Here is a 15,722-nt window from a genome sequence, read left to right on the forward strand (position 1 = left end):
TAAAAGGTAATTATTAAAATCCGTCATGCTCTCAAGGCCTTACCTGTCCCCTTGAGCTAACCTCCATTCATCGTGAAGGTTTTCATGTCCGGCGGCGTTCGGTTCGGAACTCCCGCAAAACTCTCCAGATCAACTTTGACCCTTTCCGCGTTCTTCATTAAAACATGCCCCAGTTATCAAATGACACCGAGAAGAAGTATTTCTCCCCCACTTCATTGCTGTTCGAGTCAAACGAAGTTGCTTGTGCCAAACGCGCATGGACGGTGGGGTGTTCGTTGCGAACACTGAAAGGGGCTGCTGTTTGTTCTGGTTCAAGACACGGGAAAGAGGATGGGACGGGGCGCTATGGAGCAGGAATGGCTGCAGGTCAGGAAGAAACTTCAAAGAAGCTTGTCCAAGGGCCAGTACGACCTCTGGGTCTCGACACTCGAATTCCTGGGGATTGAGGACGGCAATCTGATTCTGGGCTGTCAGAACCGGTTCCATATCGAATGGCTTCGAGAGAAGCTCGAAGCGAAGCTGCTGCCCATCGCGAGCCAGCATTTCCGCGGTGTGCGGAAATTGGAGTATCGGGTCGCACAGGGCTGTGCAGCGGGCGCTCCCGAGATCGAGGGGGCAGGGCCTCGACAGATCGCGTTTTCCGATGTGGTCAAGTGCGTCGGCCCCGCGTTCAACCCACGTTTCACCTTCGACCACTTCGTGGTCGGCGGCTGCAACCAGTTTGCCTACGCTGCCGCAATGGGCATGGCCAACAACCAGCAGCTCTACAACCAGTCGGTCTACCTGCTTTCGGACACCGGCCTCGGCAAGAGCCATCTCACTCATGCCGTGGGGAACTACCTGCGCAATCGGAAGCCTGAGCTGCGAGTCCAGTACGTAACCACCGAACAGTTCGCCAACGAGATGATCTTCTCACTCAAGAACGGCAACATGGAGGCTTTCAAGAACAAGTTCAGGACGGGCTGCGACGTTCTTCTGCTTGAAAAGATCGAGTTCCTGAGCGGCAAGGAAAAGATACAGAAGGAACTGGTCTACACTCTCGACGAACTCATGGACCGGGGGAAAACCGTCCTCTGCACCGGGAACGCCTATCCGAAGGACATTCCAAAACTCAATTCGGAGTTGCAGTCGCGTCTCGGAGGGGGACTTCTTGCCCCCATCGACAAACCCGACTTCAAGACCAGGATCGAGATCATCAAGCGCAAGTCTCACACGGAAAACATTCGAGTCCCCATGGAAGTCGTGGAATACCTCGCGGACCGCATCACCGGGGATGTTCGTCAATTGGAGAGTTGCCTGGTGGGACTGATGGCGAAATCGAATATTCTGCGAACGCCGATCACCCTTGATCTCGCGCGGGAAGTCAGCCAGACCATGCTCGATCAGCTGCCCAAGATCAGCGTCGAGCAGATTCAGAAAATCATCTGCGCGAACTTCCGGATCACGCTGGAGGAGCTTCGGTCGACGTCGCGGCGCAAGCAGGTCGCCCTGGCAAGGAAAATCGGCATCTACCTGTCGCGCGAGTACACTACGGAGTCTCTGCAGAGCATCGGAAAGTCCTTCCAGAGAAGTCACAGCTCCGTTCTCTACGCAGTGAACGAGGTACAGAAGGGAATGGGGGAAGCCAACGGCAGGTTGAAACGAGAAGTCGAATACCTCAGCCGCCGGCTCGAAACCAGCTGCCTCTCGGAATCCTGAACCCCTCCACGGCGCTGGAACGCGCGCCCGGGCCTCAACAACATCGCGGTTGCCTCAGGAAGACCCGCCTCCGCCCGAAGACTCACTCCGGGCAGAGCTGAGATCGAAGGCCGGAGCATGTTCGCCGGACGGAGAGGACGGCCGACACCGCTCCCGGGAGCGAATGTCGGGGTCGCCTGAACGCGCGCCACACCGGAACCTGCCGGTGAAGGGCAGGGAACGGCCCGGCGGCCGTTCGCTGCCTCAAAATAACGGCATTGGGATGGGATTGCGGGGATCGTTCGGAAGGATGAGCCGCAATCGGGGGGTGAACCGCTCCCCGAGGGGCGTCCGGGACTATTTCGCCAGGTTGATTCTTTCCCGCAAGACACCCGAGCACTTGAAAGTGACCACCTTTCGGGGAGAAAGCATGATCGGATCGCCGGTCTGAGGATTGCGCCCCCTGCGCTGATTCTTTTCCTTGACGCTGAATTTCCCGAAGCCGCTGATCAGGACGTCCTCGCCGTGCTCCAAGGTCTGTTTGACGATCTCGAAGAGCGTTTCAATGATCTGAGCCGACTCGGTTTTGGTGAAAATATTTTTTGCGAACAGATTCTCTACGATGTGTGCCTTGGTCAACGTCATGGTCGATTTCCTTTCCTTGCTCGGAACCGCGAACCTGAAGCGCTCGTCGATCAAACCTCAAGACCTGCAACCGGCCTTGAATCCGGATGTATCCCAATCAAAGAATCACCGTAAGAGAGAAAAACCATCACACTCCAGATCGCCTGTCACCATTTCCGACTGCCTCCGGCGCGGCGGGAGGCCCGCGAGGCGCACGCATGTTGGGATGACAATTTAGAGTCTACCAAGCTATTAATTTATAATTGACTGTTTTTCAATAAAAAAATGGGTCTCCAGACGCCGTGTGGAAACCCTGTGGTCTTTTTAGTGTGGTGGCGGTGCAGGGCTTCGAACCCCGGACACTACGGATATGAGCCGTATGCTCTGACCGACTGAGCTACACCGCCCTGAAGCAGAGTGATATTTAAAGGAAAAACAACCCTGAGTCAATAGCAAATTGGCTTCCGGCCCAAGCCGGCGCCCTTTTCCGCTTGGGGGTGCCGAGCCGATGAGCGCCCCATGCGGCGCAAGGTCGCCATCAGACCGGGAATCCGCTGCGAACCGGCCTCCGTCCTGACCCCATCCCAAATGGCGATGTCGAGGAAACCGGGGATTGCGATTGACAAAACAGGACCTTTCCGCTAGATGTTTGACAACTCACCGATGAAAGATGGTTCATGGCTCTCGGGGAGTAGCCTCAGCACTCGTTATGCCCTCTCGGACGGTTTATGGATGACTCAGGCTGACGGATCCGTTTGAAGACAGGTCCGGTTCGTCGTTCGGGGAAAGGGACGGAGAGCGTCATTTTGAAAAACACCTTTTATGAAATAAAGATCATCACCGATTTTTCCGCCGCGCACCACCTCAGGGACTTTCGCGGTAAGTGCGAGAACCTGCACGGCCACAACTGGAAGATCGAAATCGTCCTGCGGGGGACCGAACTGAATGAGATAGGGGTCCTGGTCGATTTCGGCGAAGTCAAGCAAGCGACTCGGGCACTTCTTTCCGAGGTGGACCACCATTATCTGAACGAAATCCCGTTTTTTGCGGATCGAAACCCGTCATCCGAGAATATCGCCCGGTATTTGTTTGAGCGTCTGGCTGAAAAGTTCGATAATGACAAGCTCCGGTTATATAGGGTATCGGCTTGGGAATCCGACGATGCCTGTGCGACATTCATGCGTGAGTGAACTTATCTGGCCGATCTTGAAAAGGAGTGAGAACCATGGGAATTCTGAATACACAAGCCGAATGCCGCGGCGGTGATTTCATGCGACGGCGGCACATACAACTCTTGATCCTTCTCGTGGTTGTTTCGATCGTTGCGTTGGTGAGCGCGCCTTCCGCCCGGGCGGTGCAGCGCCAGACCCCGGAATCGGAACACGGGGCCGCCCCCGCGGCGCAGCTCGGCGTGGTTTCGGCGCCCGCGCCGGTCCAGGGACACGCTCCGGAACCGTCACATCCCGCTCCTGCCCCCAAGGAGGAGCATGCCGCGGCGCCGCAAGCCGCCCCGAGCCATGCCCCGGCACCCGTGGGCCAGGAAGGGCACGGAGCGGAAGCCAAAGGTGAGCACGCCGCCGAGCACGGCGCTGAGCACGGACCTGCGCTGCCCACCATATCGCCGATCGCGGGCGTGACTTTCGTGGACACCATGATCAACCTGATGGAAAACGAGCTCCACGGGCGTGTTCTTGGCTGGCGTCCCAACGATATCATCGTCGGCCGCTTCACGGACAACATCAACAACTACCAGTTGGGGGTCCTGGAGGCGATCCGGTTCACCACCCTGCGTCTGAAAGACAGCCTGACGCGCATGGGCGACGCCGATACCTACGATCCCGACCTCGAATATGCGTTGAACCTGTTCATGATCCGGGCGACCTCCTTCTGGTTTCCGACCGCGGAAGGGGAATACGACAAGGCCATCGAACATCTCCGGAACTTCCGGGCCAAGCTGGAAAAGGGCCAGCGCACCTTTTACTATCGCAAGGACAACCTCATTTCGCTGCTGTCCGTGTACAAGGACCTCCTGGGCAACGTGAACAAGACTCTGGTCGTTTCTCCCATCAGCTGGTTCCAGGCCGATGATTCGTTTTACTACGCCAAGGGCGTGGCCCACGTGTGCTACGAGATCCTCCGGGTCGTACGGGTCGGTTACCAGAAACAGCTGGCTTCGACCATGTACGGCATCGAGATGATGGACACGATCGTGCATGAGCTCTACCGGGTTGAGAATATAGATCCGTGGCTCATTCTTGACAGCGACCTCGGCAGTCTCCTCGCCAACCATCGCGCCAACATCAACGCGCCGCTCAGCGAGGCGACCCACCTGATGGGTATCCTCGCTCTGCTGTAGGACATTCCACCGAACGGGAGGGACGGTCTCGTACCGCCCCTCCCGCGCATTCCGCGTTCCGCCCGCTCCACGATATCCGGTCAGGATCTGTCCGACTCCGCCGCCAGGGCCTTCTGGTATTTTTCTTTGTGGGTCAGATACTCGGAATGGTCCGATTGGGCCTGCCGAAGCGCTTTCTCGATGGTATCCACCGCTTCCCTGTAACGCCCGTTCACATAATAGGCCTCTGCCAGGGTGTCCAGAATTACGGCGTCGGACCTCAATTCAGCCGCTTTGGCGGCGAGTTTGAGGGCGGCTTCGGGATTGTGGTGCGGAGGCGGGGAGGTCGCATAGAGCCAAGCGAGGTTGTTCATGAGGGAAGGATCGTCCGGCGAGAGGTGCAGGGCCTTCCGGAGCAGCCGCTCCGCTTCGCCGATCCTGCCGGCTTCGAGGAGCAGCCCGCCGTATGAGGCCAGAAGGTCGGGGTTCCCGGGCTCCTCCCGAAGTGCCCGTTCGACGCTGTCTCGGTCCGGATTGAAGGTCCACTTCCTCATGCCGGATGAATTCAACAGGCCGGTGACGGTCGTGAAGACAACCGCGACCGAGACGAAGAAGGCGAGCGCCGAGGCATAGAGTTTTCGGTTGTGCCGACGTATGAGCGTCGTATCGCGGGAGGAATCGATCAGGCACTCGATGCGCTGCCGGATGCTGTAATGGTGCCAGCTTGGCAGGTCTTCGATCCGGCCGCTGTGCAGCGCGATCTTCTGCAGCGAGGTGATCAGGGGGTAAGGATCTCCCATCAGGTTCATCGCGTAAAGATCGGCCTGGCGTTCGCAGTTGCGGAGGAAATAGCCGAAGATGAAGCGGAAAAACACGAGGAAGAGCAATACGATCAATACGCTCGAGATGATCGAGATGCGTTCGGGCGCGCCTGCACCGGCCGAGAGCACCCATTCGAGGACAATGTCCTGATCGAGCAGAACGAACAGGAAAAGGGTGCTCACGACACCCGCAACGGGCAGGTAGGACAGAAGAAACAGCAAAAACATGGGCAGATGGAAACGTCGTACGTGTCCCATTTCATGGGCGACCACGGCTCTGAGCTCTTCGGGATTGAGGATGGACAGAAGTCCGCGGGTCACCAGGATATAGCGCATGCGGGGCAGGACGCCCACGATCCCGGCCGTGAGCATCTCGCCTCCGAAGAGGGGCCAGAGCATGAAGTCGCCGACGCGGAACCCGTGTTTTCGGCAGAAGATTTCCAGTTCGGCGCGCAAAGGCTGCTCGAGCAGCGGCCGACATCCCCACAGACGGACCACCGGGCCCGGAGCGAAGAACATGAACAAAACCATGACCCCGGCCAGAACGGCATATTCTCCGGTCGCGGTCCATTTGGGAGGGAACGGTTTGAACGCCTCCAGCAGGTCGGAAGCGATCGCGACCAGCAGCCACGACAAAAGGATCGCGGAACTGAAGGAAAGATGCGTCTTTATGAACGCCGAGCGACGTATGGCGGATCGGAAGACGGCCTGATAGGCCGGATGGCTGAAAAACCAGATCACCGTCGTGTGCGAGAGATACAGGGCCAGTCCGATGAGACCCGAGAGGGAAAGAGATTTTTCGACGAATGGAATCAGGTTGAAATAGAACTTGACGTCCAGAACGTAAACTTCGAAGGCAAAGCAGGACAGCGCAAGGATTTGCAGCCGGAATTGCAGCCTGTGGTAACGGGCCGCAAGATTTGACTGCGAAAAATCGGATGCGGCAAGACTCATTCCCCGGCACGCACGGTAGGCCGCCAACGCCAGCAGTCCCCAGACGGCGGCGGCCATCGATGCGGTGAGCGGCAGGGACAGCGAGGCCGAGGAGCCCGGTTGCTGCATCGTGAAAAGCAGCAGGACTATGATGAAGTACAGAAACTGGCTGTACATGAATCAGTCGTTCCGTTCAGTCCAGCGGGAGACAGTGGTCCGGGCGGTTCCCGGTTCCTGTTCTCGCGGATGCGGTGCCGTTCCGGATGGCCGGGTCAGCGGGAGAATCGGATTCTGCCCTTGCCGAGCAGATCGTGCAGATGAAGAATTCCCTCGACGTTCCGGTTTTCGTCCACCACCGGAAGCACGGTGATCAGGTGCCTTTCCATCAACTCGAGGGCGTCGGCCACCGAACGATGCGACGAAATGGTGCGCGGGCCGGGAGTCATCACCTCGGAAATGCGCTTTTCCGTGAAATTCGAACAGCTGTTCAGGGTCCTGCGCAGATCGCCGTCGGTGAAGATACCCTGCAGCCGTTTGTCTTCGTCGAGGATGAGCGTCGCTCCGAGTCCCTTCCGGCTCATCTCGGCCAGCGCCGCCGGCACGGGAGTGGCGGCAGGCACGGCGGGGATCTCGTCGCCCTTGAGCATCACGTCGCGCAAGGGCACCTGAAGCCGTTCGCCCAGGTGCCCACCGGGATGAAACCGGTGGAAGTCGCGTTCCTGGAAGTTGCGGAGCCTGAGCAGCGCAACGGCCAGGGCGTCCCCCATGGCGAGCATCGCGGTGGTGCTTGCCGTCGGAACCAGCCCCATCGGGCAGGCTTCCCTCGGAACCCCGGTGTAGACGGTAAGATCGCTGTATTGCGCGAGGGTCGACGACGTATCCCCCGTGAAGGCGATGATGCGGGTGCCGATATTCTTGAGGCTCGGCAGGATGATGTTCAACTCGTCGGTTTCACCGCTGTTGGACAGGGCGAGAACGATGTCCCCCGCACGCACCATGCCGAGGTCTCCATGCATGGCCTCCACCGGATGAATGAACAGGGCGGGCGTCCCCGTGCTGCTCAGGGTGGCCACTATCTTGCGGCCGACGATGCCGGATTTGCCGATGCCCGTTACGATGATTCGGCCGCCGGCCTCGTAGATCCACAGAACCGCCCTGGCGAAGCTCTCGCTGATGTGATCCAGAAGATGGAGAATGCCTTCCGATTCGATGCGCAATACATCGGCTGCAATCTCGAGAATGCCCTTCGTGGAGGCGGCGGGGTGTTCCGTACTCCCTTTCCGGAGAAGAGGGACCGCCGACGGCTCCTCTTGCGGCCCCCCCGCCCGATGCGCGCTCTTTGTCACGACCATGTCTCCCGCCGCAATGTGCTCTCAGGGTTCATGCTGTTCGAAGCAGTCCTTGCGGACCTGCTCCTCGAACGTTACCGAATAGTCGCCGTTGAAACAGGCAAGGCAATAGGGATGATCGTCAACGGACGCTCCCGCCCCTTCCAGCAGTCCCTCGATGCTCAAATACTTCAGGGAATCCAGGCCGATAAAGCTGCGGATTTCATCCACCGTATGGCTGGCGGCGATGAGTTCGCCCTTGGTCGAAAAATCGATCCCGTACGGGCATGGATGCCGGTGCGGAGGGCAGCTCACCAGCATGTGCACTTCCTTGGCCCCGGCCTGGCGCAGGGCCTTGATTCGAGTCCTGGTCGTCGTGCCCCGGATGATCGAATCTTCCACCAGGATCAGCCGTTTCTGCCGGAGCAGCTCCCGCACCGGGTTGAGCTTGATCCTGACCCCGAAGTCCCGCATGGCCTGGCTGGGTTGGATGAATGTGCGCCCGACGTAATGGTTCCTGATCATCCCCATTTCCAGGGGAATCCGTGAAGCTTCCGCAAAGCCCAGGGCGGCATAGTTCCCCGAATCGGGAAAGGGCATGACCAGGTCGGCGGTAAGCGAGCCGTTTTCCCGCGCCATGATATGCCCCAGCCGCTTGCGGAACATGTAGACGTTCTGTTCAAAAACACTGCTGTCGGGCCGTGCGAAATAGATGAACTCGAAAATGCAGTGCGCGGGCCTCACCTTCGGAAACGGATGCAACGACCGGAACCCCTTGTCATCGATGATGAGCACCTCGCCGGGGTCCAGGTCGCGAATGTAGGTGGCCTCGATAAGATCCAGGGCGCAGGTTTCGGAGGCGAGCACATAGCTTCCATTCAGCTTGCCCAGGCAAAGCGGGCGAAATCCCCGTGGGTCCCGGATGCCGATGAGCCTGTTCCTCGTGCACATCACCAGGGAGTAGGCCCCCCGGATCTGGGTCAGGGCGGCCACGAGCGCTTCCTCGAGACCGTAGATCAGATTCCTGGCCAGGAGGTGCATCACGATTTCGGTGTCCATCGTGGTCTGAAAGATCGCGCCCTGGGTTTCCAGTTCCCGGCGTAACTGGACGGCGTTGACCAGGTTCCCGTTATGCGCGATGGCGTAGTATTCGCCGCCGTGAAACATGAGAAAGGGCTGGGCGTTGGCGAGCAGGGAGGAGCCGGTCGTCGAGTACCGTACATGACCGATGGACAGGTGGCCTTTCAGGGATTTGAGCCGGTCTTCGTTGAACACGTCGTTGACCAGCCCCATGTGCTTGTATTCCTTGATTTGGCACCCGTCCCCCACCGCGATCCCCGCGCTTTCCTGGCCGCGGTGCTGCAGGGCGTACAGGCCGAAATAGGTCAGCTTGGCCGCGTCCGGATTGCCGAAAACTCCGAAAACTCCGCATTCTTCCTTCCTGCTCGGAATAAAGGGCGAAAGAGGAGGTTTCGATACGTGGCCAATGAGGCGATCGTAGCGGTTCATGGCCGTTCTCCACTCAAGCGCAGCCCGGCGCCGAAGCGCTCCCGCCGACATCCGGCGCCCTCAGCGGCGTTTCCGGGAAGCCGCGGGAATGCGGGCCGCTTCCCCGATTGTTCCGACCGTCCTGTCACGGTGATCATCACTGCCTTCTCGACCGCTCCCGGTGGTGATACTCCTGAAGCGTTCTCACATCCCAGTCGCCGCGCTGCAGCTCGCTCACCGCTTCCGCCATCGCCTTTGCGCCGGCGATCGTGGTGGCGTAGGGAATGTTGTAGATGAGTGTCGTTCGTCTTATTTCGTACGAATCCGAAGTGGTTTTCTTGCCCATGCTGGTGTTGACCACCAGCTGGACTTCGCCGTTCTTGATGCGATCCACGACGTGAGGCCGTCCCTCTTTTAGCTTGAACACCGGTCTGGTTCGTATCCCGTTCCCGTTCAGGAAATCGGCCGTTCCCGCGGTGGCGATCAGCTGGAATCCCATTTCGCCGAATTTGCGCGCCACGGACAGCACTTTCGGCTTGTCCGCATCGTGCACGCTGATAAACACGGTGCCCGATGTCGGAAGCTCGTATCCCACCGCCGCCTGTGCTTTGGCGAAGGCAATGCCGAAAGTGCTCCCGATTCCCATCACCTCGCCGGTCGATTTCATTTCGGGGCCGAGCAGAACGTCGACGTTCGGGAATCGCGAAAAGGGGAATACCGCTTCCTTGACGGAGATGTGTTCGGGTTCCACTTCCGTGTCAAATCCCAGTTCTTTCAATGACTTTCCCAGCATAACCCTGGTGGCCAGCTTTGCCAAGGGAAATCCAATGGCTTTGCTGACGAATGGAATGGTCCGCGAGGCGCGCGGGTTGACTTCGAGGATGAAAATCTCCCCGTTCTGCAGAGCGAACTGGATGTTCATCAGCCCGACGACCCCCAGTTCCTTCGCCAGCAGCCTGGTCTGCCGCCTGATCTCTTCCTGGATGCTTCGGGAGATGCTCATGGGCGGCAGAACGCAGGCACTGTCTCCCGAATGGATTCCGGCCTGCTCGATATGCTCCATGATTCCGCCCACCACGGTCACCGTGCCGTCGCTGATGGCGTCCACATCGATCTCGACGGCATCCTCGAGGAACTGGTCGATCAGGATGGGGTGCCCCGGTGATACGTGCACCGCGGTCTTCATGAAACTCTCCAGCATTGCCGCGTCGAAGACGATTTCCATGGCCCTGCCGCCCAATACGTAAGACGGCCTCACCACCACCGGATAGCCGATCCGCCCGGCCGCCTCGGCGGCCTCCCGCAAGGTGAACGCGGTGGCGTTGCGGGGTTGCTTGAGACCCAGTTTCTGCAACAGTTTCTGGAACCGCTTGCGGTCTTCGGCGCGATCGATGGCGTCGGGGGATGTACCGAGAATCCTGGCCCCGGCCTTTTCAAGGGGGACCGACAAGTTCAGGGGGGTCTGCCCTCCGAACTGCACGATCACCCCTTTGGGCTTCTCGGTATCGAGGATGTGGAGCACGTCCTCGCGGGTCAGCGGTTCGAAATAAAGCTTGTCCGAAGTGTCGTAGTCGGTGGAGACGGTTTCCGGGTTGGAATTGACCATGATGGACTCATGGTCCTCCTCGCGCAGGGAAAAAGAAGCGTGGACACAACAGTAGTCGAATTCGATGCCCTGTCCGATCCGATTGGGTCCGCCCCCGAGGATCACGACCTTCGGACGCCCGGTAGGCCGGGCTTCGTCTTCGGTTTCGTAGGTCGAATAATAGTACGGAGTGTAGGCTTCGAATTCCGCCGCGCAGGTGTCCACCAGCTTGTAGACCGGCTTTATGCCGTGTTTGATCCGAAGCTGACGGACGGTTTCCTCGTCCGAGCCGCTCAATTGGGCCAGCCGCACGTCGGAAAAGCCCCACGACTTCGCGTAACGAACCCGCTCGGGATCGTCCAGGAAACCGGAGCGGTCCGCGTCGCCCCGGATTTCGTCCTCGAGCAGCAGCACCTGCCGGATGTGGTGGAGAAACCAGGGGTCGATGAAAGTCAGCGCGTGCAGCTCTTCGATGGGCATGCCCAGCTTCAGGGCTTCCCCGATCTGAAAAAGGCGCATGGAATTGGGTCGGCGAAGCTTCTGCCTCAGACGCTCCATGTATTCGCGGTCCGCGTTCGCCGGCGGGTCGACGAATCCGAAGCGACCGATCTCCAGGGACCGGACGGCTTTGTGGAGCGCTTCCTTGAAGGTTCTGCCGATGGCCATCGTCTCGCCCACGGACTTCATCGAAGTGGAAAGGAAATCCTCCGTCCTGGGAAACTTTTCAAACGTGAACCGGGGCACTTTCACCACGCAGTAATCGATGGTGGGCTCGAACGAAGCCCTGGTCTCCCGGGTGATGTCGTTGGCGATCTCGTCCAGGGAATACCCCACGGCCAGCTTGGCGGCGATCTTGGCAATGGGAAACCCCGTCGCCTTGGATGCGAGGGCCGATGACCGGGAGACCCGGGGGTTCATCTCTATGACGACCATCTCCCCGTCGGCGGGGTTGATGGCGAACTGGACGTTGGACCCCCCCGTCTCCACGCCGATTTCCCGCAGAATCGCAATCGAGGCGTCCCTCAGCAATTGATATTCCCGGTCGGTCAGGGTCTGGGCCGGAGCCACCGTGATCGAATCCCCCGTATGGACGCCCATGGCGTCCATGTTCTCGATGGAGCAGATGATGACCACATTGTCCATGCAGTCGCGCATGACCTCGAGCTCGAATTCCTTCCAGCCGAGCACCGACTCCTCGAGCATGACGGTGTGAATGAAACTGGCATCCAGCCCGCTCTGGGCCAGTTCCTTCAATTCTTCCCGGTTGTAGGCCACGCCGCCCCCCGTGCCGCCCAGCGTGAAAGAAGGCCGCACGATGATCGGGAAACCGATCTCCCGGGCAATGGATTCCACTTCCGACATGGAACGCGCAATGCCGCTGGCCGGAACGCGCAGCCCGATCCGCTTCATGGCATCGCGGAACAATTCCCGGTCTTCGGCTTTCTTGATGACTTCAACACTCGCTCCGATGAGAGCCACGCCGAAACGTTCGAGCACACCCGTTTCGGCCACGCGCACCGCCACGTTCAGGGCCGTCTGCCCGCCCAGGGTGGGCAGCAGCGCGTCGGGACGCTCCCGCTCGATCACCTTCGCCACCGCTTCGGGCGTGATCGGCTCGATATAGGTGCGGTCGGCCGTTTCCGGATCGGTCATTATTGTTGCGGGGTTGCTGTTGATCAGGACAATCTCGTACCCTTCCTCGCGCAATGCCTTGCAGGCCTGGGTCCCGGAGTAGTCGAACTCGCACGCCTGGCTGATGATGATGGGGCCGGATCCGATGATCAATATCTTTCGTATGTCGGTTCTCTTGGGCATGACCTCCCGTTCCCTTTCAGATCAGGTTGCGTTTATGTCCGTGGTTTTGGGCGGGAGGACATGGAAACCTCCCCTTCTACATCAGACCCACACATCGGTCCGTACAAGGGGGGTATCCCCGCCCGCCTCACCTTCAACCGGGCAGGTTTTGCGTGCGCTTGAACGCAACCTGATATCACATCACCAATGTGGGCCGGATCGCGTCCGAAGAAACCGCACGCCGGATTCCACGATATCTATACAAATACCGTGCCGAGGTCGGCCGGGCCGTCCCCGGAATGTCGCCGCAATTGTTCGGACTAACAGGACGGGTTGCCCTGTAAGCCGCTCTAATGAAGCGATCGCGCGGAACGCACGCAGTTCTCGGTCTGAACTCAAAGATGTCCGTTGTCATTTTCGGTCAATCCGTCACCAGTCGTGGATGCCTGAAGTCAAGGGGTTTGCGCGGAAAAACCCCGAAGCGGCGATCCTCAGCGGCCTCTGGGTGCCGATGCGCCGTGCCCGCGTTCGGGTCCTTGCATGAGTCGAACAAAACGGTCGAACAGGTAGGAAGCGTCATGAGGCCCGGGCGACGCTTCGGGGTGATACTGAACGCTGAATGCCGGGATTTCCAGGTGTTCCATGCCCTCCAGGGTGTTGTCGTTGAGGTTCACGTGCGTGAGCTTGACCGGGACGTTTCCGAGCGAATCGATGTCCACGCAGTAGCCGTGATTTTGAGAAGTGATCTCGACCTTGCCCGTCGTGACGTCTTTGACCGGTTGATTGCCGCCGCGGTGGCCGAATTTCAATTTGAAGGTCCGTCCCCCGAGGGCCAGGCCCATCATCTGGTGACCCAGGCAGATGCCGAAGACCGGCTTTTCTCCCAGAAGACTCCGAACCGTTTCGATGACGTAGCCGACGGCCGAGGGGTCCCCGGGACCGTTGGACAAAAAAACGCCGTCCGGTTTGCAGGCGGCGATTTCCCGCGCGGAAACGTGTGCCGGAAACACCATGACCTGGCACCCCGACGCTTCCAGCTTGCGCAGGATGTTGTACTTCACGCCGCAGTCGATGGCGGCCACCCTCAGCTCCGGCCGGTTTTCCGGCCATTTCGGCTCCAGGGTGCCGGGTTTTACGCCCGTGCGCCAGAGGTAGGGCTTCGAGCAGGTGACCGTTTTGACCAGGTCGATTCCGTTCAGCCCCGGGTACGCCTGCACCTCTTCCATCAGTTCCTTCACGTTGTCGGTGTCCGTGGCGATGATCCCGCGCATGGCCCCACCCATGCGAATGTGTCGCGTCAAGGCCCGAGTGTCGATGCCTTCTATCCCGATCTTATTGTATTCGTTGAGAAAATCGGCAAGGCTTCGATTGCTCCTCCAGTTGCTCGGAAATTCCTGGTACTCCTTTACGATGAAAGCCTCGACCTGGACGGCGGCGGATTCCATGTCCTCGTCGTTGATCCCGTACGCGCCGGTCAAGGGATAGGTCATCGTCACCATCTGACCCTTGTAGGAGGGATCGGTGAGCACTTCCTGGTAGCCGGTCATGCTGGTGTTGAAAACCACCTCGCCCAGCGCTCTTCCGCCGCCGGCAAAAGCGTAGCCTCGAAACACGGTGCCGTCCTCAAGCAGCAGCAGGGCACTGTTTCTTTTCCATGGAGATGTCATGAATTTTCCTCGATGTCGCCGTTTCCACGCGGCCCGAGCCCCTTTTTCGGCTGCCCGGGCAAGGACCCGCGAGATGTTCGAGCAACCGGGACCCCTTCGGGGACAAAGGCCGAGAGGTTAGGGCGGATGTTGAATACCGGTCCGGGACGAGCGCAAACCGGAGTCTCCCTCATTTTCCCGGCAAACCCCATCCGCAAACCGATCGCCGATGCGTTCCCGCCGTGTCGGCCAGGTCGCCCCAAGCGGTACTAAACCGATCAATTTTAACGATAAATCGACGGATGGCAACCACCATCTGCCGTTCAAGCCTGCATTATCGTCATTTGTCCAATTACTGCAAGTCACAGCCGGACAAACGGATGCGACGCGACATGCCTTGCGAATCGCAGATGCCCGGGGCATGGTCACGGCCGGCCGGGGAGGCGGGACGGCCGATCCGCGGGGCGCGGCCGGCGGGACACTCAATGCGCGCATGCCCCAGGCCCGATCCTGGTTGTTGCCGTTGCACGCATGATCCCGACCGAGCGCCCCCCGGCGCCCGGGCCCGCCTGATTCCGGTCGTGAGGGGTCCTAGGCGCCGACTGCGTCCTGCGCGAGCACGGGGACGACTGCTTCGAGATCCTCTGGGGTGTCGACTCCGCGGGTGTCGACGGGGGACAGGGCGACCCGGATCCCGTAGCCGTGTTCCAGGGCGCGCAGTTGTTCCAGCTTTTCCAGTCCTTCCAGCCTCCCGGGAGGAAGGCGGGAGAAGGTCTGCAGAAAGGAGGCGCTGTAGGCGTAAAACCCCAGGTGTTTCAAGAACGCGGGAGCATCGGCGGCTCCGTCGCGGACAAAGGGGATCGGAGCGCGCGAAAAGTAGAGCGCCCGCAGGCCGCGGTCCAGGACGACCTTGACCACGTTGGGGTTGTTGTAGTCCTGAAGGGATTCCGAGGGAAAGGCGAGCGTGGCCATGGGACAGTGCCGGTCACATTGCAGCGCCTCGACCAGGGCCTCGATCATGCGGTGATTGACGAGCGGTTCGTCTCCCTGGATATTCACCACGATGTCCGCGCCGTCGAGCTCCAACAGGCGGGCGGCTTCAGCCAGTCGGTCCGTTCCGCTGGCGTGATCCGCACGGGTGAGCAGGGCCTCGCCGCCAAAGCCCGCCACCGCGGCGGCGATGCGCGCGTCGTCGGTCGCCACGATCAGCCGGTCCAGGCATCCGGCCCGAGCCGAACGTTCGTAGACGTGCCGGATCATCGGCTTGCCGAGAATATCGACCAAAGGTTTTCCCGGAAACCGGCTGGATTGGTATCTCGCCGGGATGATACCCACAATGCGCATGAATTTCGCCTCCAGGCCGATTGCCCCGCGCCGGGGCGGAGCCGTGAGCCCGCCGGACGTTCCTTTCGATCCCTTCCCCATTGCGGGGGAACCGCCGGATGAGTGGGAGCTCCCTCCGCCGGCCGCCGATCTTTTTGCGAAACATAT

At 59.8% G+C, this 15,722-nt stretch carries 10 protein-coding genes and 1 tRNA gene; 3 read left to right on the plus strand and 8 right to left on the minus strand.

Translation table 11 applies throughout. From position 1 onward, the window contains the following. The first annotated feature begins 330 nt into the window (after positions 1–330). On the plus strand, positions 331–1,698 hold the full coding sequence (gene dnaA / locus SFUM_RS00005; RefSeq protein ID WP_083763872.1) for a chromosomal replication initiator protein DnaA: 1,368 nt from the start codon (positions 331–333) through the stop codon (positions 1,696–1,698). Between the two features lie 336 nt (positions 1,699–2,034). Here the strand turns inward: dnaA and SFUM_RS00010 are convergent, their stop codons facing one another. Beyond that, on the minus strand, positions 2,035–2,322 hold the full coding sequence (locus SFUM_RS00010) for an integration host factor subunit alpha (RefSeq protein WP_011696879.1): 288 nt from the start codon (positions 2,320–2,322) through the stop codon (positions 2,035–2,037). 309 nt (positions 2,323–2,631) lie between these two features. Beyond that, positions 2,632–2,708, minus strand: a tRNA-Met gene (locus SFUM_RS00015). A 399-nt stretch (positions 2,709–3,107) separates the two neighbouring features. On the opposite strand from SFUM_RS00015, the gene queD reads away from it, so the two are divergent. Further along, positions 3,108–3,491: a 6-carboxytetrahydropterin synthase QueD gene (gene queD / locus SFUM_RS00025; RefSeq protein ID WP_011696880.1), complete on the plus strand. Its 384-nt coding sequence runs from the start codon at positions 3,108–3,110 to the stop codon at positions 3,489–3,491. A gap of 35 nt (positions 3,492–3,526) precedes the next feature. Then, on the plus strand, positions 3,527–4,657 hold the full coding sequence (locus SFUM_RS21175) for a DUF2333 family protein (RefSeq protein ID WP_049766239.1): 1,131 nt from the start codon (positions 3,527–3,529) through the stop codon (positions 4,655–4,657). Positions 4,658–4,737: 80 nt separating this feature from the next. Here the strand turns inward: SFUM_RS21175 and SFUM_RS00035 are convergent, their stop codons facing one another. The 6 genes from SFUM_RS00035 to kdsB all read right to left on the minus strand — a co-directional run bounded on the left by SFUM_RS00035 (position 4,738) and on the right by kdsB (position 15,575). Continuing rightward, positions 4,738–6,567 carry a M48 family metallopeptidase gene (locus SFUM_RS00035; RefSeq protein WP_011696882.1) on the minus strand — a complete coding sequence of 610 codons (1,830 nt, stop codon included), beginning with the start codon at positions 6,565–6,567 and terminating at the stop codon, positions 4,738–4,740. A 95-nt stretch (positions 6,568–6,662) separates the two neighbouring features. Further along, positions 6,663–7,736 carry a KpsF/GutQ family sugar-phosphate isomerase gene (locus SFUM_RS00040; RefSeq protein WP_011696883.1) on the minus strand — a complete coding sequence of 358 codons (1,074 nt, stop codon included), beginning with the start codon at positions 7,734–7,736 and terminating at the stop codon, positions 6,663–6,665. Positions 7,737–7,763: 27 nt separating this feature from the next. After that, on the minus strand, positions 7,764–9,227 hold the full coding sequence (purF, locus tag SFUM_RS00045) for an amidophosphoribosyltransferase (protein ID WP_011696884.1): 1,464 nt from the start codon (positions 9,225–9,227) through the stop codon (positions 7,764–7,766). Between the two features lie 136 nt (positions 9,228–9,363). After that, positions 9,364–12,606 (minus strand): carbamoyl-phosphate synthase large subunit, encoded by a 3,243-nt coding sequence (carB, locus tag SFUM_RS00050; protein ID WP_011696885.1) that lies wholly within the window; start codon positions 12,604–12,606, stop codon positions 9,364–9,366. A 470-nt stretch (positions 12,607–13,076) separates the two neighbouring features. Beyond that, positions 13,077–14,252 carry a glutamine-hydrolyzing carbamoyl-phosphate synthase small subunit gene (gene carA / locus SFUM_RS00055; RefSeq protein ID WP_011696886.1) on the minus strand — a complete coding sequence of 392 codons (1,176 nt, stop codon included), beginning with the start codon at positions 14,250–14,252 and terminating at the stop codon, positions 13,077–13,079. 570 nt (positions 14,253–14,822) lie between these two features. Then, positions 14,823–15,575 carry a 3-deoxy-manno-octulosonate cytidylyltransferase gene (kdsB, locus tag SFUM_RS00060; RefSeq protein ID WP_011696887.1) on the minus strand — a complete coding sequence of 251 codons (753 nt, stop codon included), beginning with the start codon at positions 15,573–15,575 and terminating at the stop codon, positions 14,823–14,825. Positions 15,576–15,722 lie beyond the last annotated feature (147 nt).

Origin of the sequence: Syntrophobacter fumaroxidans MPOB, from assembly GCF_000014965.1 — a bacterium.
Classification (GTDB): domain Bacteria; phylum Desulfobacterota; class Syntrophobacteria; order Syntrophobacterales; family Syntrophobacteraceae; genus Syntrophobacter; species Syntrophobacter fumaroxidans.

Excerpts from the sequence above, each read along its gene's own strand:
- SFUM_RS21175 (WP_049766239.1), top strand. The coding sequence starts at position 3,527 with ATGGGAATTCTGAATACACAAGCCGAATGCCGCGGCGGTGATTTCATG.
- carB (WP_011696885.1), bottom strand. The coding sequence starts at position 12,606 with ATGCCCAAGAGAACCGACATACGAAAGATATTGATCATCGGATCCGGC.
- purF (WP_011696884.1), bottom strand. The coding sequence starts at position 9,227 with ATGAACCGCTACGATCGCCTCATTGGCCACGTATCGAAACCTCCTCTT.
- carA (WP_011696886.1), bottom strand. The coding sequence starts at position 14,252 with ATGACATCTCCATGGAAAAGAAACAGTGCCCTGCTGCTGCTTGAGGAC.
- dnaA (WP_083763872.1), top strand. The coding sequence starts at position 331 with ATGGGACGGGGCGCTATGGAGCAGGAATGGCTGCAGGTCAGGAAGAAA.
- SFUM_RS00010 (WP_011696879.1), bottom strand. The coding sequence starts at position 2,322 with ATGACGTTGACCAAGGCACACATCGTAGAGAATCTGTTCGCAAAAAAT.
- kdsB (WP_011696887.1), bottom strand. The coding sequence starts at position 15,575 with ATGCGCATTGTGGGTATCATCCCGGCGAGATACCAATCCAGCCGGTTT.
- SFUM_RS00035 (WP_011696882.1), bottom strand. The coding sequence starts at position 6,567 with ATGTACAGCCAGTTTCTGTACTTCATCATAGTCCTGCTGCTTTTCACG.